Source organism: Novosphingobium sp. 550D (genome assembly GCF_057401885.1).
Genome location: NZ_CM171613.1, coordinates 2,999,143 through 3,015,313, shown reverse-complemented (window position 1 = coordinate 3,015,313; position 16,171 = coordinate 2,999,143). Strand labels below are relative to the sequence as shown.

The following is a 16,171-nucleotide window of genomic DNA, read 5'->3' as shown; positions in this document are numbered from 1 at the left end:
TAATGTCCGCGCCTGCTTACAAGATCATCGATCACACCTATGACACCGTGGTTGTCGGCGCTGGCGGCTCCGGCCTGCGCGCCACCATGGGCAGCGCAGAAGCCGGTCTTCGCACCGCTTGCATCACCAAGGTGTTTCCGACCCGTTCGCACACCGTTGCGGCTCAGGGCGGCATCGCCGCTTCGCTCAAGAACAACACGCCCGACCACTGGACGTGGCATATGTACGACACCGTCAAGGGGTCGGACTGGCTGGGCGACCAGGACGCCATCGAATATATGGTGCGTGAAGCGCCTGCGGCCGTTTACGAACTGGAGCACGCGGGCGTGCCCTTCAGCCGTAACGCCGATGGCACGATCTATCAGCGTCCCTTTGGCGGCCACATGCAGAACATGGGCGAAGGCCCGCCGGTTCAGCGCACCTGCGCCGCGGCCGACCGTACCGGCCACGCCATGCTCCACGCGCTGTATCAGCAGTCGCTCAAGTATGACGCCGACTTCTTCATCGAATATTTTGCCATCGACCTCATCATGGACAATGGCAAATGCGTTGGCGTGATCGCCATCTGCCTCGATGACGGTACGATCCACCGTTTCAAATCGCATGCTGTCGTGCTGGCCACGGGCGGTTATGGCCGTTCGTATTTCACCGCGACCTCGGCCCATACCTGCACCGGCGACGGCGGCGGCATGGTGCTGCGCGCTGGCCTGCCTTTGCAGGACATGGAATTCGTACAGTTCCACCCGACCGGCATTTACGGCGCGGGCGTGCTGATCACCGAAGGCGCGCGCGGCGAGGGCGGTTATCTGACCAACTCGCAGGGCGAGCGTTTCATGGAACGCTATGCTCCCTCTGCCAAGGATCTGGCTTCGCGTGACGTTGTGTCGCGTTCGATGGCGCTGGAAATCCGTGAAGGCCGCGGCGTTGGTCCGCATGGCGACCACATCTATCTGCACCTCGATCACATCGATCCCAAGGTTCTGGGCGAACGCCTGCCGGGCATCACCGAAAGCGGCAAGATCTTTGCCGGTGTCGATCTGACCCGCCAGCCTTTGCCGGTGGTTCCGACCGTTCACTACAACATGGGCGGCATTCCCTGTAACTATCACGGCGAAGTCGTGACCATCGGCGCGGACGGCAATCCGGACACCGTGGTTCCGGGCCTGTTCGCTGTGGGTGAAGCGGCCTGTGTGTCGGTCCATGGCGCGAACCGCCTCGGCTCGAACTCGCTGATCGACCTTGTGGTGTTTGGCCGCGCAACGGGCCACCGTCTGAAGGAAATCGTGAAGCCGGGCATGGCGCATAGCGAACTGCCCGCTGACTCGGCGGATCTGGCGCTGACCCGTCTGGATCACTTCCGCAACGCCAAGGGTGGCAGCTCGACCGCGGAAATCCGCACCGAGATGCAGCGCACCATGTCGGGCCACGCGGCTGTGTTCCGTACTGACGAACTGATGGCCGAAGGCAAGACCAAGCTGGCGGCGACCTATGACAAGATGCAGGACATCTCGATCAAGGACCGCTCGCTGATCTGGAACTCGGATCTGATCGAGACGCTGGAACTCGACAACCTGATCTCGCAGGCTTCGGTCACGCTGCACGGCGCGCATGCCCGCAAGGAATCGCGCGGCGCCCACGCTCACGAAGACTTCCCCGATCGCAACGATGCGGAATGGATGAAGCACACCGTGGGCTGGTTCGACGGCTGGGGCGGCAAGGGCGGCAACGTCAAGCTCGACTATCGCCCGGTCCACGAATACACGCTGACCGACGACGTCGAATATATCAAGCCGAAGAAGCGCGTTTACTAAGACGCCTGTTTCAATGGTTTGAAATGAAAAAGCCGGGGGCGCTGCCCTCGGCTTTTTTCTTTGGCGTTTGGGCGGGGCGGTGATCGTCAGACGGGCCGCGCGGGGTGTCCGCATCCCTTTTGCAGGCCGACGCCCTTCAGGAATGCCCTGCGCGCAAATCCGGCATAGATGGCCTGTTGCAGCGCGCGGCTTTCGGCATTCGCGCCGGTAATTTCGCGGACCACGCCGCGAAAAGGGATGATGCCGCCCACGATATCCTGCGCAACCTTGCCGGGGATCACGGCCTTGCCGCGTTTGTGTGCGCTATCGACATCTTCGCCCAGCACCCCGTTCAATTGGCCCACTTCACGCTGGATCGCGGGGCAGCGGGCCATTCCCGCCAGGCTGTAGGGAGCGGATTGGGCGCGCACCAGAATGGCGGGCACCTTGTTCTTGCGAATGTTCAGATCGCTGAGCGGCGTCGTCGCCACATCCTCGGCTGAGGGGGCAGCATTGGTCACCGGCTTGGGTTTGGGCGGGGGCGCGGGTTCAGAATGGACAACGCGCGGCGCCACCAGAACGGGCAGCAAGGCGATGGCGATCAAACGGCAAAGGGACATGGGACTGGCTCGCTCTTCCATCAGGAACCGGGCCATTAAGGCCCTTGTCCTGATGAAATGCGCGAGATGCGAAAAGGTGGCGTTGATGGTGGACGTGAATGTCGGATGAGCAAAAAATTCAGAAACGGCGAACCGATTATCCGCGGATCGCGTCGAAAGTGTTGCACTTGGCCGGGTCGCCGCTTTCCATCCCTCGGCGCAGCCATTCCATGCGCTGGGCCGACGAACCGTGGGTAAAGGAGGCCTCAACCGGCGTGCGTCCGGCCGATTTCATCAGCGTGTCATCGCCGATTTGGTGGGCCGCATTCAGCCCGCTTTCCATATCACCCTTTTCCAGCCGGTCGCGGTTGCGCGCCGCCCACACGCCTGCGTAACAGTCGGCCTGAAGTTCCAGCCGGACCGATAGGGCATTGGCGGCATCGGGATTGGCCTGTTCCTGTTGGCGCACGCGGGCTGACGTGCCCAGCAGGCTTTGAACGTGATGGCCATATTCATGCGCGATCACGTAATCGCGGGCAAACTGGCCGGTCGCGCCCAGTTCGGTGTCCATTTGGCGATAGAAATCGGTGTCGAGATAAATGCCATTGTCGGCAGGGCAATAGAACGGTCCCATCGCGCTTTGCGCAGCGCCGCATCCCGATGATCCGCGCGAGGAATAGAACACCAGACGGGGGCGCGCGAATTTATGCCCGCGATCGGCAAACAGTGTCCGCCATGTCTTGTTGAGCGAGGAGAGGGCGTTGCAGCTTTCCCGGCTTGCCGCGTCGACCGTGCAACTGCTTGCCGCGTCGCTGCCGGTGGCCACGGGGCGCTGTTCGACAGGGGCGGCGATCTGGCCGCCACCGGCAAGGCCAAGCACGCTGAGCGGGTTGAAGCCGAGCATCCATGCGCCCACCATCAAGAGCGCAATCGTGCCAATGCCCAGCCCGCCGCCGCCCAGTTGCAGCCCCTGACCGCCGCCAAAGCCGAAACCGCCAAGCCCGCCGCCGCGTCCGCGCTGGTCCTCGATATCCACATCATTAGGGTCGAAATCGTCAAGTCGCATCGCATGATCCCTGTCTTTATCTCTTAAATCGTGTTTTCCGCCTGTGGTTGCAAGGTGCGATCCATTTCATGGCGATGCATCGCGGCAACTTTCGGAATTTTCCCCATTTTGCCACCAACAGCGGTCTTGCGAGCAAGGCTGTTCTGTGTAGGCTGGCCCGCGATGACACGTGGCGGCTTAGCGACAGATGGCAAAAGGTGGCGCAGGCATGGGCTTGTGGTGCTGCGCCGGGCTGCGCTTTGCGCGGTGGCGGGGCTTTGCGCCGTGCCCGCCATTGGGCGAACGGACCGCGCGATCGAGGCGCAATTGCTCGATCATATCCGAATTCTGGCCAGTGATGAATTCGCCGGGCGCGAACCGGGCACCGATGGCGAGGCCAAGACGCTGCGCTATATCGGTAAGCAATTGTTTGAAATGGGTTTGGTGTCGGGAACCAATCAGCCCGCCAACCCATGGTACGCGCCGATCAAACTGGTCGCGCGCGAACCGGCGGCGGGTGTTGCGCGTTTTTCCAGGCGCGGGCGGCTGATCCCCTTTGATCAGGCGCAGGCGCTGCTGCTGACATCGGGGCGGCGCAGTCTGGTGCAGGGCGCGCCGATCTATTTTGTGGGGCGCGGCACCACCGTCCCGCCGCGTGCGGAACTGGCGGGCAGGGTGGCCTTGCTGCTGGACAATCAGGGCGATTTGGGCGCCAAGGACACGCCTTATGCCGGGGATCGGTCGCAGCGTCAGAATGCGCTGCTGGCAGGCGGCGCGGCAGCGGTGGTGACGGTGCTGGATGGTCAGCGCAGTCTGGCCGGCGTGACCGAAAGGCGCCGCCGTCAGGGATATGCGTTGGCCAGTGAGGCGCTGGGCGGTGATCTGGAAGGTTTCCTGTCGCCCGAAGGGTTGGAGCAGGTTCTCGCCACATCGCCGGACAATCTGGCCAGCCTGCAAAAGGAGGCCGACAAGCCCGATTTCGCGCCGCGCCTGCTCGACGTTTCGGCCAGTTTTGAGGCGACGACGCGCGAAACCAATATTCGCACCCATAATATCATCGGCCGCATTCCGGGGCGAAAGCCGGGATCGGGCGCTGTGCTGCTGCTGGCCCATTGGGATCATTTCGGCCAATGCGCCAGCCCGCCTGCGGAACATCTGATCTGTAACGGCGCGGTGGATAATGCCAGCGGGGTTGCCGCCTTGCTGGAGGTGACGCGGCGGTTGGTCAAAGTGCCGGGGGGCATGGACCGCGACGTCATCGTCCTGTTCACCACGGGCGAGGAAATCGGCCTGTTGGGCGCAGAAGCCTTTGCCGAAAATCCGCCGGTGCCGTTGAAGAATATCGTGGCGGCGTTCAACATCGATTCGGTGGCGATTGCCCCGGCCGGAACGCCGGTGGGCATTGTCGGGCGGGGGATGACGGTTCTGGACACGGGTATCGCCACGGTGGCGCGTGAACAGAAGCGCAAGCTGTCCGTGTCGGACGAACCCAATCGCTATATCCGGCGGCAGGATGGCTGGGCCTTGATGTCGCATGATTTGCCCGCCGTGATGGTGACCAGCGCCTATGGCGATATCAACCGTTTGGAAAAATATTTCGACACCGATTATCACCGCCCGCAAGATGTGGTGAAGCCGGGTTTGGAATTGGGTGGCGCGGCCGAAGATGTGGCTTTTCATGTCGCGCTGGTGCAGTATTTTGCCGATACCAAACGCTTTCCGGCCACGGTGCTGACGGGGACTCGTTAAGGCGGTCCGCCATGGCTTGATGGGTGGTGAACGGGCGGTTCATGAACGGCCAATACGGTCGGGAATATCTAAAGTCTGTCGTGCTTTGCTACGAGGAGGGATTTTATGAAGAAACTGCTTCTGCCTTTTGCCATGATGGCTTTGATCGCCGTTCCCGCTACTGCTGAGGCTTCGCAATGCCGCAATGCCAAGGGCCAGTTTGCCAAGTGTGGCACGCCTGGCGCTATGGCTCCGGGGCAGACCAAGGCCAAGATGGCGCCGCCCGCGATGAAGCCCGCAGCCCCGGCGATGAAGCCCGCCGCGCCCGCCATGAAGCCTGCCGCAGCGCCCGCGATGGCGCCGGCCAAGAAGGGGCCGTGCAAGGACGCCAAGGGCAAGTTTATCAAATGTGCCGCATAATCGTTTGATGCGATTTTGACGGGTTCGAAACAGCGCGTTGGGCACTTGCCTGACGCGCTGTTTTTCTACGTATTGTCACTAGGTTGGCGTGATGGGCATCGTATATATGCCTAATCATTAACCATTTTTGGTCATAATTCATCATTGAGAATTGTACGAGGATTTGCGCAACGGGAATAAATGGGGGGCCTGAAATAGGGTTGTTCCCAGAAGGGTTTGCCATGAATTTCTACCTTGCCACCTCATCGATTTTTCCGCGCAGTTTGCGAACGCGGATTTTCTTTCTTTGCTTTGTGGCAACGCATGTCCCGCTTCTGGCCTATATCGTGTGGGGTGTAACGACCGGAGAGATCGGCGCCCATGCCTTCTGGCTGCTGTTGGGCGCGACAGTTGTTGGCACCGTCATCGCGCTGTTGGGCATTGGCGCGCTGCTGGCTCCGATTGAGAAATTGGCCGATGCCTTGGATGAGGACGGCGAAGAGGGCATGCACCAATTGCCCCAGGCGCAGGATCTGATCCAAAAACTGTACAATGGTGTTCATCGGGCCAAGCGTTCAAGCGACAAGGCGATGCGCGAACTCGATCTGGTTGCGCATGAAGACCTGTTGACGGGCATCCTGAATCGCCGCGGTTTCCTCAAAAAACTCAACGCCCTGCCGGCAAGCCAGCGCCATGGTTGTTTTGCCATTCTCGACATTGACCATTTCAAACAGGTCAATGACGAGATGGGCCATGACGAAGGCGATCGCGTTCTGCGCGCTCTGGCCGTCCGTTTGTCGGAGCAGACCCGCCGGGCCGATATTGTCGCGCGATGGGGCGGCGAGGAATTTTTGATCTTCTTTCACGGCGTGATTGAGAGCGAGGCCTGCTGGGCGCTGGAACGGATCGCGTGGCGGATGCAGGGCGATCCGATCGGGCGGATCAAGGGGCGCCCGGTGACCTTCTCTGGCGGCGTATGTCGCTGGATCGAAGGCGATCTGGACGGGTCGCTGCTGCATGCGGACGAGGCTTTGTATGAGGCCAAGCGTAACGGGCGTGATCAGGTTTGCACCGCTGTGGCCTTAACCCCGGCGCGTTGAACCATGCCCAATTTTACCTTGCGTCCCTCGCGACCAGAGGATGGCGAGAGGGCCGTGGCGATTTGGCGCGCGGCTGTGGCGGCCTCGCATGACTTCCTGAGCGAGGCGGACCGGGCGGCCATTGATGCCGAGGTCGTCGCCTTTCTGCCCTCGGCCCCCATGTGGTTGGCGGTGGACGGGGCGGACTATCCGCTGGCCTTTATGTTGGTTGATGGAGAGATGATCGAGGCCTTGTTTGTCGACCCAGCCTATCAAGGGCAAGGTGCGGGCGGGGCGTTGATCGAGCAGGCCGTTTTGTTGGGCGGCGGCAAGCGGGTGGATGTGAATGAAGGCAACCCGCAGGCCCTGGCTTTTTATCGCCATCTTAGTTTCGAGGTTGTGGGGCGATCTCCCTTTGATGCGCAGGGTCGGGCGCTGCCTTTGCTGCATTTGCAGCGATAATCCTGCTTTGTCATGAAATAGGCTGCAAAACCCCCCTAGCCCTACGCGCCATGCTTGTTTACATGGGCCGCCACGAATCGATGGGCGGTTTCATCCAACAGCCCCTCAGCATGGGAATACAGCGTGGCGATCATGGACATCTCTCTCGGCCTTACCTTCGACGACGTGCTGCTGCGTCCTGCCGAAAGCGACATCGTGCCCTCCATGGCCGATACGCGCACCTGGCTGACCAAAGGCATTGCACTTAACATCCCCGTCATCTCGTCCGCGATGGACACCGTGACCGAGGCCGATATGGCCATCGTCATGGCGCAATTGGGCGGGATCGGCGTTCTGCACCGCAATCTGACGGTTGAGGAACAGGTTGCCGCTGTGCGCGCGGTCAAGCGTTTCGAAAGCGGCATGGTGGTCAACCCGATCACCGTCGGCCCTGACGCCACGCTGGGTGAAGCGCGCGCGATCATGCAGGCCAACCGCATCAGCGGCATCCCCGTGGTCGAAGCCAGCGGCAAGCTGGTGGGTATCCTGACCAACCGCGACGTACGCTTTGCCGATAATGCGGCCCAGCCGGTGCGCGAATTGATGACGCATGAAAACCTTGCCACCGTGCGCGCAGGCGTCAATCAGGAAGAAGCGCGCAAGCTGCTGCACGCCCGCCGCATTGAAAAGCTGCTGGTGGTGGACGATGCCTATAAGTGCGTTGGCCTGATCACGGTCAAGGACATTGAAAAGGCCGTCAATTATCCCAGCGCGACCAAGGATGGCGCAGGCCGTCTGCGCGTGGCGGCGGCGACGACCGTGGGCGAGAAGGGTTTTGAACGCACCTCGGCGCTGATCGAGGCGGAATGCGACGTCGTGATCATCGACACCGCGCATGGCCATAATAAGGACGTGGCCCGCTCGGTCGAGCGCGTGAAGGTGCTTTACCCCCATGCACAGGTGGTGGCTGGCAACGTCGCCACGGCTGAGGCGACCAAGGCGTTGATCGACGCAGGCGCGGATGCGGTCAAGGTCGGCATCGGGCCTGGCTCGATCTGCACCACGCGCATCGTGGCAGGCGTCGGCGTGCCCCAGTTGACGGCCATTATGGAAGCTGCCAGCGCGGCCCGTGAATTGGGCGTTCCGGTGATCGGCGATGGCGGTCTGCGCACTTCGGGCGACGCGGCCAAGGCTCTGGCGGCGGGCGCTTCGACCGTTATGGTCGGCTCGTTGCTGGCCGGGACCGAGGAAGCGCCGGGCGAAACTTTCATCTATCAGGGCCGTGCCTACAAGGCCTATCGCGGCATGGGCAGCGTTGGCGCCATGGCTCGCGGGTCGGCCGACCGCTATTTCCAGCAGGACATCAAGGACCAGATGAAGCTGGTGCCTGAAGGCATCGAAGGTCAGGTGCCGTACAAGGGCCCGGCCAAGGATGTCATCCACCAGTTGGTCGGCGGCGTGAAGGCGGCCATGGGCTACACCGGCTGCGCCACCATCGAGGAATTGCGCACCAAGGCCAAGTTCGTCCAGATCACCAATGCTGGCTTGAAGGAAAGCCATGTTCACGACGTGACCATCACGCGTGAGGCGCCGAATTATCCGACGCGTTAATGGGGTTTTCGGGGGTTTTATGCCTCCGGCGGGCAAAGGGTCTCGACCCTTTGCAATCCCGTTAATGGGTGGCGCATGATTTGCACAGTTATGTGATGATTGTTGAAAGCCTGCGGCGCGGAGAGCTTGCTCCATAAAGCGCCGCAGGCTTTTAGTTTGCGGTGTTGCGTCCGACACTCTTTGGCCGAACCCATGGCGCAATGAAGACAGTAATGGGAGCGCGAGGGACGAGTCCCTCGCATATCTTTTTTCTTGAAACCCCCAAAAGGCAAAGCCCACCCGACATGACCCCCCAAGCCCGTGTTCAGGCCGCAATCGAGATCCTCGACGAAGTGATCGCCGCCGCACGCAGGCAGGGCGCTCCGGCGGATCGGATCATCACCGAATGGTTCCGTACGCGCCGCTTTGCGGGCAGCAAGGACCGGCGGGCGGTGCGTGAACTGGTTTACGGCGCCATTCGTGCCTGCGGGCCGGTTCCGGTCAGCGGCCGTGCGGCGATGCTGCGTGTGGCACAAGGCGATGCGGGATTGGCCGCGCTGTTTGACGGTGGCCGCCATGCGCCTGCGCCGATCGATCCGCAGGAAGAAGTGGCAGCGGGCGGCGTTGCTCCCGACTGGCTGGAACGGCGTCTGGCCGATGGCGGGGTTGAGGGGGATGCAGCGCTGACCCTTCTGGACCGCGCGCCCTTGGACATTCGCGTGAATACGCTCAAGGCGGATCGTGCCTCGCTGTCTTTGCCGGAGGCGGGGGAACCCTTGCTGGCCCCCAACGGGTTGCGCTTTGCGCCCAATACGCCGGTCGAGGGTTGGGATGCCTATGAACAAGGGCAGATCGAGGTTCAGGACGGCGGATCGCAACTGGTCTGCAACGTGGTTGAGGCGCAGCCGGGCGAAACCGTGATCGATCTTTGCGCCGGGGCCGGGGGCAAAACGCTGGCTCTGGCCGCCGCCATGGGCAATCGGGGGCGCTTGATTGCGTGTGACGTAGATCGCGCACGCCTGTCACGTCTGGCGCCTCGCGCAGAGCGGGCCGGTGCGCTGATCACCCAAACCGTCCTGATGAACCCCAACCGCGAAGTTGACACGCTGTCGCCCTTCATGGGGCAGGCCGACGCGGTTCTGATCGATGCTCCGTGCAGCGGAACGGGCACATGGCGCCGCAATCCCGAAGCGCGCTGGCGTCTGACCGAGGCGGAATTGGGCCGCATCACCGCCATTCAATCGCGGCTGCTTGATCTGGCCGTGGGATTGCTCAAACCGGGCGGACGGGTCATTTTTGTCACCTGCTCGCTGCTCGACGAAGAAGGCGCGGATCAGTTCGCTGCTTTCCTGAAGCGCCACCACAATGTGGCGGCCATGCCCATCGATTTGGGCGCAGGTCAGCAGCGCGGCGAAGGAATCCGGCTTTCGCCCGCCCATGATGGCACCGACGGCTTCTTTGTTGCGCGCGCCCGCTTGTTGTAAGCGCAACCCTTTGGTAGCAATAGCGTCATGTTCGAGGCCTCCCCAGATATTCGGCGGTTTCGCCCCGTTTCTGCCAAGGAAATAGTCATGCGCTTTGCTCCCGTCTCGGTCGCCCTCTCGCTGGCTCTGGCCGTTGCGGCCAGCAGCAGCCATTCGGCCCCGGTCGAGGTGCTGGACCCGCGGGCGGCGGCGCTGGAGGATGCAGGGCGTGCAGCGCTGAATGCGGGCGAGGTGGACAAGGCCACCGACGCGTTTGAATCCGCGCTGGCCATTCAGCCCGGATCGAGCCGGATCACGATTTCGTTGGCACAGGCTGCGCGAATGCAGGGGATGCAGGGCAAGGCGCTGCATTACTATCGCACCGTTTTGTCGCATGATCCGCAGAACATTGATGCGGTGGCGGGGGAAGGTGAAACACTGGCCGAAAAGGGCGCGCTGGAAAAGGCGCGGGAAAATCTGGCCAAGGTGGAAAGTATGGGCGGCAAGGGTGGCGATGCGGCCAACCGTCTTGCGTCCGCCATTGCCAAAGGTGCGCTCCCCAATGCCGCGCCCAAGGTGGTGAGCGCGGCCGATGTGGCGGGCAAACCCGCTACGCAGAGCAATTGATCAGATCAGCGCGCGGAATTCTTCGAGCACGGCGCGATAGACCCGCTTTTTGAACGGCACGATCAAATCGGGCAGGCTGTCGGCATCCGCCCATTTCCACGCCTCAAATTCGGCCGGCGCATGGGCGTTGAGGTTTACGTCCGAATCCTGTCCGGTAAAGCGGAACAGGAACCAGTGCTGACGCTGGCCGCGATATTTGCCCTTCCACATCTTGCCAATCAGGTGATCGGGCAGATCATAGAGCAATTCTTCGCGAGTTTGGGCCAGGATCGTGACGTGTTCTTCGCCAACGCCGGTTTCCTCGTGCAATTCGCGAAGGGCCGCTGAACGCAATTCCTCGCCCGGATCGACGCCGCCCTGCGGCATTTGCCAGAAATCGCCTTCGCCATCGACGGTGCTTTCGCGCTGATCGATTCGGCGGCCGACAAAGACCTTGCCATGGGCATTCACCAGCATCACGCCAACGCAGGGACGGTAGGGCAGGGAGGCAAGATCGGTCATGGTTTTGGGCGGACTTTCATAATGGGTGCCACGGGCAGGATAGAGGTAATGCGCGGGGCTTCAAAGGAGAAAAGCTTGGCGCAAAGGGGAAAAGCTTGGGGGCGGGGCCATAGAATCACGATTGGCGCTTGACTAGAGCCCGCAACAGGTTTTGGGCATTTCCGACAGGTCCGCTCGCGCAATGGCGGCAAAAACTGTGGGCAGGAACGATCCGTTTTTGTCCTGACAGTTTTTCTCAATTGCGCATGCGATGCCGCCGCGCCAAGGGCAATCACCTTCGGCGCGAAAGCATTGCGGTTCGGGCCGGGTATGGAAGGACGATGATGGCAAGTGTTCTGGAAGCGGGCGCGGATCTTGGGCGCTCGACCGACAACACCCCCGAAGCGGTGGTGGTGCGTTTTGCGGGCGACTCGGGCGATGGTATGCAGCTTACGGGCGGGCAGTTTACGCTCTCGACCGCGCTGGCGGGCAATGACCTTGCCACTTTCCCCGATTTTCCGGCGGAAATCCGCGCGCCCCAAGGGACGCTGTTCGGTGTTTCGGCCTTTCAGATCAATTTCGGCAGCACCGAAATTTCCACCGCTGGCGATCAGCCCGACGTTCTGGTGGCGATGAACCCGGCCGCGCTGAAAACCAATGTGCCCAGCCTGAAGGCAGGCGGTCTGATCATCGCCGACTCGGGTGAGTTCAACAAGCGCAATCTGGAAAAGGCCAAGTATGAGAGCAACCCGCTCGAAGACGGCAGCCTGGCCAAGTGGAACCTGCTGGCTTTCGACATTTCCAAGTTGACCATGGAATCGGTGAAGCCCTTTGGCCTTGGCAACAAGGAAGCGCTGCGCTGCAAGAATATGTGGACGCTGGGTCTGGCGCTGTGGATGTTTGATCGTCCGCGTCAGCCGCTGATCGATTGGTTGAATACCAAATTTGCCAAGAACAAGGTGCTGGCCGACGCGAATATCGCGGCGTTGAATGCCGGTCACGCTTACGGCGAAACCGCCGAAATCGGTGGGCAGGTCAAGAAGCTGCACATCGAGGCCGCTCCCCAGACGCCGGGCCTTTATCGCACGATCACGGGCGCGGATGCCATCAGCCTCGGCCTGATTGCAGGGGCCCAGCTGGCCGAACTGCCGCTGTTCTTTGGCGGTTATCCGATCACGCCTGCTTCGGCGATCCTGCACAACCTTGCCAAGCTGAAAGAGTTTGGTGTCACCACGTTCCAGGCTGAGGACGAAATCGCCGCCATCGCCAGCGCGATCGGTGCGTCTTATGCCGGTTCGCTGGGCGTGACGTCCTCGTCGGGTCCGGGCATTGCTCTGAAGGGTGAGGCGATGGGCCTTGCCGTGATGACCGAATTGCCGCTGGTGATCGTCAATTCGCAGCGTGGCGGCCCTTCGACGGGTCTGCCCACCAAGACCGAACAGTCGGACCTGTATCAGGCCGTCTATGGCCGCAACGGCGATACGCCGATGCCCGTCATCGCCGCGCGTTCGCCCGCCGATGCCTTTGATGTTGCCATCGAAGCTTGCCGCCTTGCGGTGCAGTTCATGACGCCGGTCATGCTGTTGACCGATGGCTATATCGGCAATGCGGCCGAACCGTGGAAGGTGCCGGATCCGGAAACCTTCACGCCGTTCCCGGTCAAGTTCCTCGAAGAAAACAACAATCCAGAGGGCAAGGTTCTGCCCTATAAGCGTGACGAAAACGGCGTGCGTCCGTGGATCAAGCCCGGCACCCCCGGTCTGATGCACCGCATCGGCGGCATCGAAAAGGCGCCGGACACCGGCGACCTCGATTACTCGCCCGCCACGCACCAGTTGCAGACCGACGCCCGCAAGGCCAAGGTCGATGGCATCGCCAACCACATCCCGGCGCAGGAAGTGTCGCAGGGCACTCCCACGGGCAAGCTCGCCCTGGTCGGTTGGGGCAGCACCTATGGCGCGATCCATCAGGCCGTGCGCCGCGCCCGCGCCAAGGGGCTGGACGTTTCGCACATTCATGTCCGCCACGTATGGCCGATGCCCGCCAATATGGGCGATCTGCTGCGCGGCTATGACAAGATCATCGTGCCTGAAATGAACACGGGTCAGCTCAAGACCGTGCTGCGCGATCAGTATCTGGTCGATGCCAAGCCGCTGAACAAGGTTTCCGGCCAGCCCTTCACCATCGCGGAAATCGAAGCCGCGATCGAAGCTGCGCTTGCTTGAGGGATAGTATCATGAACGAAATGACCACGATCAAGACGACCCTCAAGGACTGGGAATCGGATCAGGAAGTTCGCTGGTGCCCCGGCTGCGGCGACTATGCGATCCTGAAGGCGGTGCAGCGCACGCTGCCCGAACTGGGCTGTGACCCGGCCAAGACGGTGTTCGTGTCGGGCATCGGTTGCTCCAGCCGTTTCCCCTATTACGTGTCCAGCTATGGTTTCCACACGATCCATGGCCGCGCGCCTGCGTTTGCCACGGGCCTCAAGCTGGCCAATCCCGAACTCGACATCTGGCTGGTGACGGGTGACGGCGACGGCATGTCGATCGGCGGCAACCACACGATGCATTTCCTGCGCCGCAACATCAACGCCCAGATCCTGTTGTTCAACAACGAGATCTACGGCCTGACCAAGGGCCAGTATTCGCCCACCAGCCGTGAAGGCACGAGCAGCCCGACCACCCCGCTGGGCAGCGTGGACCGTCCGATGCAGCCTTGCGCTTTTGCGCTGGGCGCGGGCGCGCGGTTTGTGGCGCGCGGTTTCGATACGTCGAAGAATTTGGGTGAAGTTCTCAAGGCCGCTCATGCCCATCAGGGCGCGGCTTTCGTGGAAATCTTCCAGAACTGCATCGTCTATAACAAGGACCGCTTTGCCGACTTCACCGAAAAGGCCGTGGCTGACACGCGCCAGCTTTGGCTGAAGCATGGCGAGCCGATGTTGTTCAACAAGGGCACGCAGGGCCTGCGCCTGAACATCGACCACCTGCATCTGGAAATCGTCGATGTCGTCGATGGCGACTGGCAGGCGGCGGGCGTGCTGGTGCATGACGTCAAGAACCGTTCGATCGCGCATATGCTGGTCGAACTGCCGATGGCTTTGTTCCCGGTGGCGCTGGGCGTGATCTATGACGATCCGCGTCCGACCTACGAAGGCGCTGTGCTGGGTCAGGACGCCGTCGCCCGTGAAGGCAAGGTCGCCAATCTGGCCAAGCTGTTCGCCAAGGGGCAGACCTGGAGCGTGCAGGCCGAGGATCAGGGGCCGCTTAGCGGGGTGTAAGCGGCGATTTGCCTCCGGCGGGCAAAGGGCACCCGCCCTTTGCCCGCCGGAGACAACTTTCCCCTTTGGCCATGTATCATTGCCCCCATCACTTGATACCCCCAAGCGATGACCAAACCGATTCTACTCTGGTTTCGCCGCGATCTTCGCCTTGCTGATCAGGCGGCTGTTTGGGCGGCGGCGCAATCGGGCGCGCCGGTTATTCCGGTCTATATTCTGGATGATGACACGCCCAGGCACCGCAAACTGGGCGCGGCTTCGCGTTGGTGGCTGCATGGATCGTTGCAAAGCCTCGCCCGCGATCTGGAGGCCAAGGGCAGCCGGTTGATCCTGCGACGCGGTGTGGCGGCAGATGTTCTGGCGCAGTTGGCGCAGGAGACCGGGGCGCAGGAAATCCACGGCCTCCATCATTACGAACCGTGGTGGCGCAATGCGGAAAAGGCGTTTGCGCGCAAGGGTTTGGCGCTTCATCTGCACGACGGCAATTTCCTGCTTCCTCCGGGCAGCGTCACCACCGGCGCGGGCACACCCTATCGGATCTATACGCCGTTCTGGCGTCAGGTTCAGTTACGGATGCCGCCCGCGGAACCCATGCCCGCGCCGGATCAAATCAACCCACCCGATCAATGGCCGGTCAGCGATGATTTGGAACAATGGGGCCTTTTGCCGACGCGCCCGGATTGGGCGCCCGGCTTCCGCGCCGAATGGACTCCGGGCGAGGCCGGTGCGCAGGAGCGTCTCGAAATCTTTTTGCCGCGCTCTGATAAATATGCCGAAAGGCGCAATATTCCCTCGCGCCCCGGCACCAGCCGATTGTCGCCCCATCTGGCCTTTGGCGAGATCAGTCCCGCGACACTTTGGCATGCCGCCCATGATCGGGGCGGATCGGTCGATGTGTTCCTGTCCGAACTGGGCTGGCGCGATTATGCGCAGAACATCATTGCCGAATTCCCCGATTATGGCGCACGCTCGGCCAAGCCGGATTTTGACGCGATGGCGTGGCGTGACGCGCCGGATGACCTGAAGGCATGGCAGACCGGCATGACCGGCTATCCCATTGTGGATGCCGGAATGCGCGAATTGTGGGTGACGGGATGGATGCACAACCGCGTCCGTATGATTGTCGCCAGCTTTCTTATCAAACATCTGCTGATCGACTGGCGCCTTGGTGAACAATGGTTCTGGGATACTCTGGTCGATGCGGACTACGGGCAGAATGCGGTTAATTGGCAGTGGTCGGCAGGATCGGGCGTGGATGCCAACCAATTCACGCGGATCATGGCCCCGCTGACCCAAAGTCCTAAATTCGAGGCGGGCGATTATATTCGTCGCTGGGTGCCTGAACTGGCCGAACTTGGTGAAGATGAGATTCACGATCCGACACCGATGACGCGCCGCCGCTGTGCCTATCCCATGCCGATTGTCGGCCATGTCGAAGGGCGCGAAAGGGCGCTGGCGGCCTATCGGATGATGAAGGGATGAGGGGGCTGAAGAAATAGCAGGCGCAACCGGCGAGGGTTGATGGCGAGGGGCGTGTCCATGAACGGCCGCCAGTCGCGCCTGCTGTTAGGGGCTCGGGCAGCAACGCTTTCGCACATTTAGCGTTATGCCCGGTCGCGGATAGTAATCTGCGACATAGGGATATTCGCA

Annotated in this window: 14 protein-coding genes; 11 read left to right on the top strand and 3 right to left on the bottom strand. The window is 61.8% G+C overall.

What is annotated here, in order from left to right; all coding sequences use genetic code 11:
* Nucleotides 1-2: 2 nt before the first annotated feature.
* Entirely contained in the window at nt 3-1,811 is a 1,809-nt protein-coding gene (gene sdhA, locus AC2S2E_RS14300) for a succinate dehydrogenase flavoprotein subunit (RefSeq protein ID WP_486522812.1), read from the top strand.
* 86 nt (nt 1,812-1,897) lie between these two features.
* Here the strand turns inward: sdhA and AC2S2E_RS14295 are convergent, their stop codons facing one another.
* Nucleotides 1,898-2,410: a hypothetical protein gene (locus AC2S2E_RS14295; protein WP_486522811.1), complete on the bottom strand. Its 513-nt coding sequence runs from the start codon at nt 2,408-2,410 to the stop codon at nt 1,898-1,900.
* Between the two features lie 136 nt (nt 2,411-2,546).
* Nucleotides 2,547-3,455 carry a KPN_02809 family neutral zinc metallopeptidase gene (gene ypfJ / locus AC2S2E_RS14290; protein ID WP_486522810.1) on the bottom strand — a complete coding sequence of 303 codons (909 nt, stop codon included), beginning with the start codon at nt 3,453-3,455 and terminating at the stop codon, nt 2,547-2,549.
* 219 nt (nt 3,456-3,674) lie between these two features.
* Here ypfJ and AC2S2E_RS14285 point away from each other — a divergent pair, with 219 nt between their 5' ends.
* The 7 genes from AC2S2E_RS14285 to AC2S2E_RS14255 all read left to right on the top strand — a co-directional run bounded on the left by AC2S2E_RS14285 (nt 3,675) and on the right by AC2S2E_RS14255 (nt 10,761).
* Nucleotides 3,675-5,183: a M28 family metallopeptidase gene (locus AC2S2E_RS14285; protein ID WP_486522809.1), complete on the top strand. Its 1,509-nt coding sequence runs from the start codon at nt 3,675-3,677 to the stop codon at nt 5,181-5,183.
* A 105-nt stretch (nt 5,184-5,288) separates the two neighbouring features.
* Complete coding sequence (locus tag AC2S2E_RS14280) at nt 5,289-5,582, top strand: hypothetical protein (protein WP_476103272.1); 294 nt, start codon at nt 5,289-5,291, stop codon at nt 5,580-5,582.
* 221 nt (nt 5,583-5,803) lie between these two features.
* Nucleotides 5,804-6,661 (top strand): GGDEF domain-containing protein, encoded by an 858-nt coding sequence (locus tag AC2S2E_RS14275; protein ID WP_486522808.1) that lies wholly within the window; start codon nt 5,804-5,806, stop codon nt 6,659-6,661.
* Nucleotides 6,662-6,664: 3 nt separating this feature from the next.
* A complete protein-coding gene (locus AC2S2E_RS14270; RefSeq protein ID WP_486522807.1) occupies nt 6,665-7,102 on the top strand; it encodes an acetyltransferase in 438 nt (145 codons plus the stop codon).
* A 132-nt stretch (nt 7,103-7,234) separates the two neighbouring features.
* Complete coding sequence (gene guaB, locus AC2S2E_RS14265; protein WP_486522806.1) at nt 7,235-8,692, top strand: IMP dehydrogenase; 1,458 nt, start codon at nt 7,235-7,237, stop codon at nt 8,690-8,692.
* Nucleotides 8,693-8,976: 284 nt separating this feature from the next.
* Nucleotides 8,977-10,155, top strand: a complete 1,179-nt coding sequence (locus AC2S2E_RS14260; protein WP_476103282.1) for an RsmB/NOP family class I SAM-dependent RNA methyltransferase — start codon at nt 8,977-8,979, stop codon at nt 10,153-10,155.
* 87 nt (nt 10,156-10,242) lie between these two features.
* Nucleotides 10,243-10,761, top strand: coding sequence for a tetratricopeptide repeat protein (locus AC2S2E_RS14255; protein ID WP_486522805.1), 519 nt, complete (start codon nt 10,243-10,245; stop codon nt 10,759-10,761).
* On the opposite strand, the gene AC2S2E_RS14250 is transcribed toward AC2S2E_RS14255, so the two are convergent.
* Nucleotides 10,762-11,262 carry an RNA pyrophosphohydrolase gene (locus AC2S2E_RS14250; RefSeq protein ID WP_476103289.1) on the bottom strand — a complete coding sequence of 167 codons (501 nt, stop codon included), beginning with the start codon at nt 11,260-11,262 and terminating at the stop codon, nt 10,762-10,764.
* Between the two features lie 323 nt (nt 11,263-11,585).
* On the opposite strand from AC2S2E_RS14250, the gene AC2S2E_RS14245 reads away from it, so the two are divergent.
* The 3 genes from AC2S2E_RS14245 (at nt 11,586) to AC2S2E_RS14235 (ending at nt 16,003) form a co-directional block, all read left to right on the top strand.
* Nucleotides 11,586-13,466 carry a 2-oxoacid:acceptor oxidoreductase subunit alpha gene (locus AC2S2E_RS14245; RefSeq protein WP_486524613.1) on the top strand — a complete coding sequence of 627 codons (1,881 nt, stop codon included), beginning with the start codon at nt 11,586-11,588 and terminating at the stop codon, nt 13,464-13,466.
* A gap of 11 nt (nt 13,467-13,477) precedes the next feature.
* On the top strand, nt 13,478-14,521 hold the full coding sequence (locus tag AC2S2E_RS14240) for a 2-oxoacid:ferredoxin oxidoreductase subunit beta (protein ID WP_486522804.1): 1,044 nt from the start codon (nt 13,478-13,480) through the stop codon (nt 14,519-14,521).
* Between the two features lie 108 nt (nt 14,522-14,629).
* Entirely contained in the window at nt 14,630-16,003 is a 1,374-nt protein-coding gene (locus AC2S2E_RS14235; RefSeq protein ID WP_486522803.1) for a cryptochrome/photolyase family protein, read from the top strand.
* The last annotated feature ends 168 nt before the right edge of the window (nt 16,004-16,171 follow it).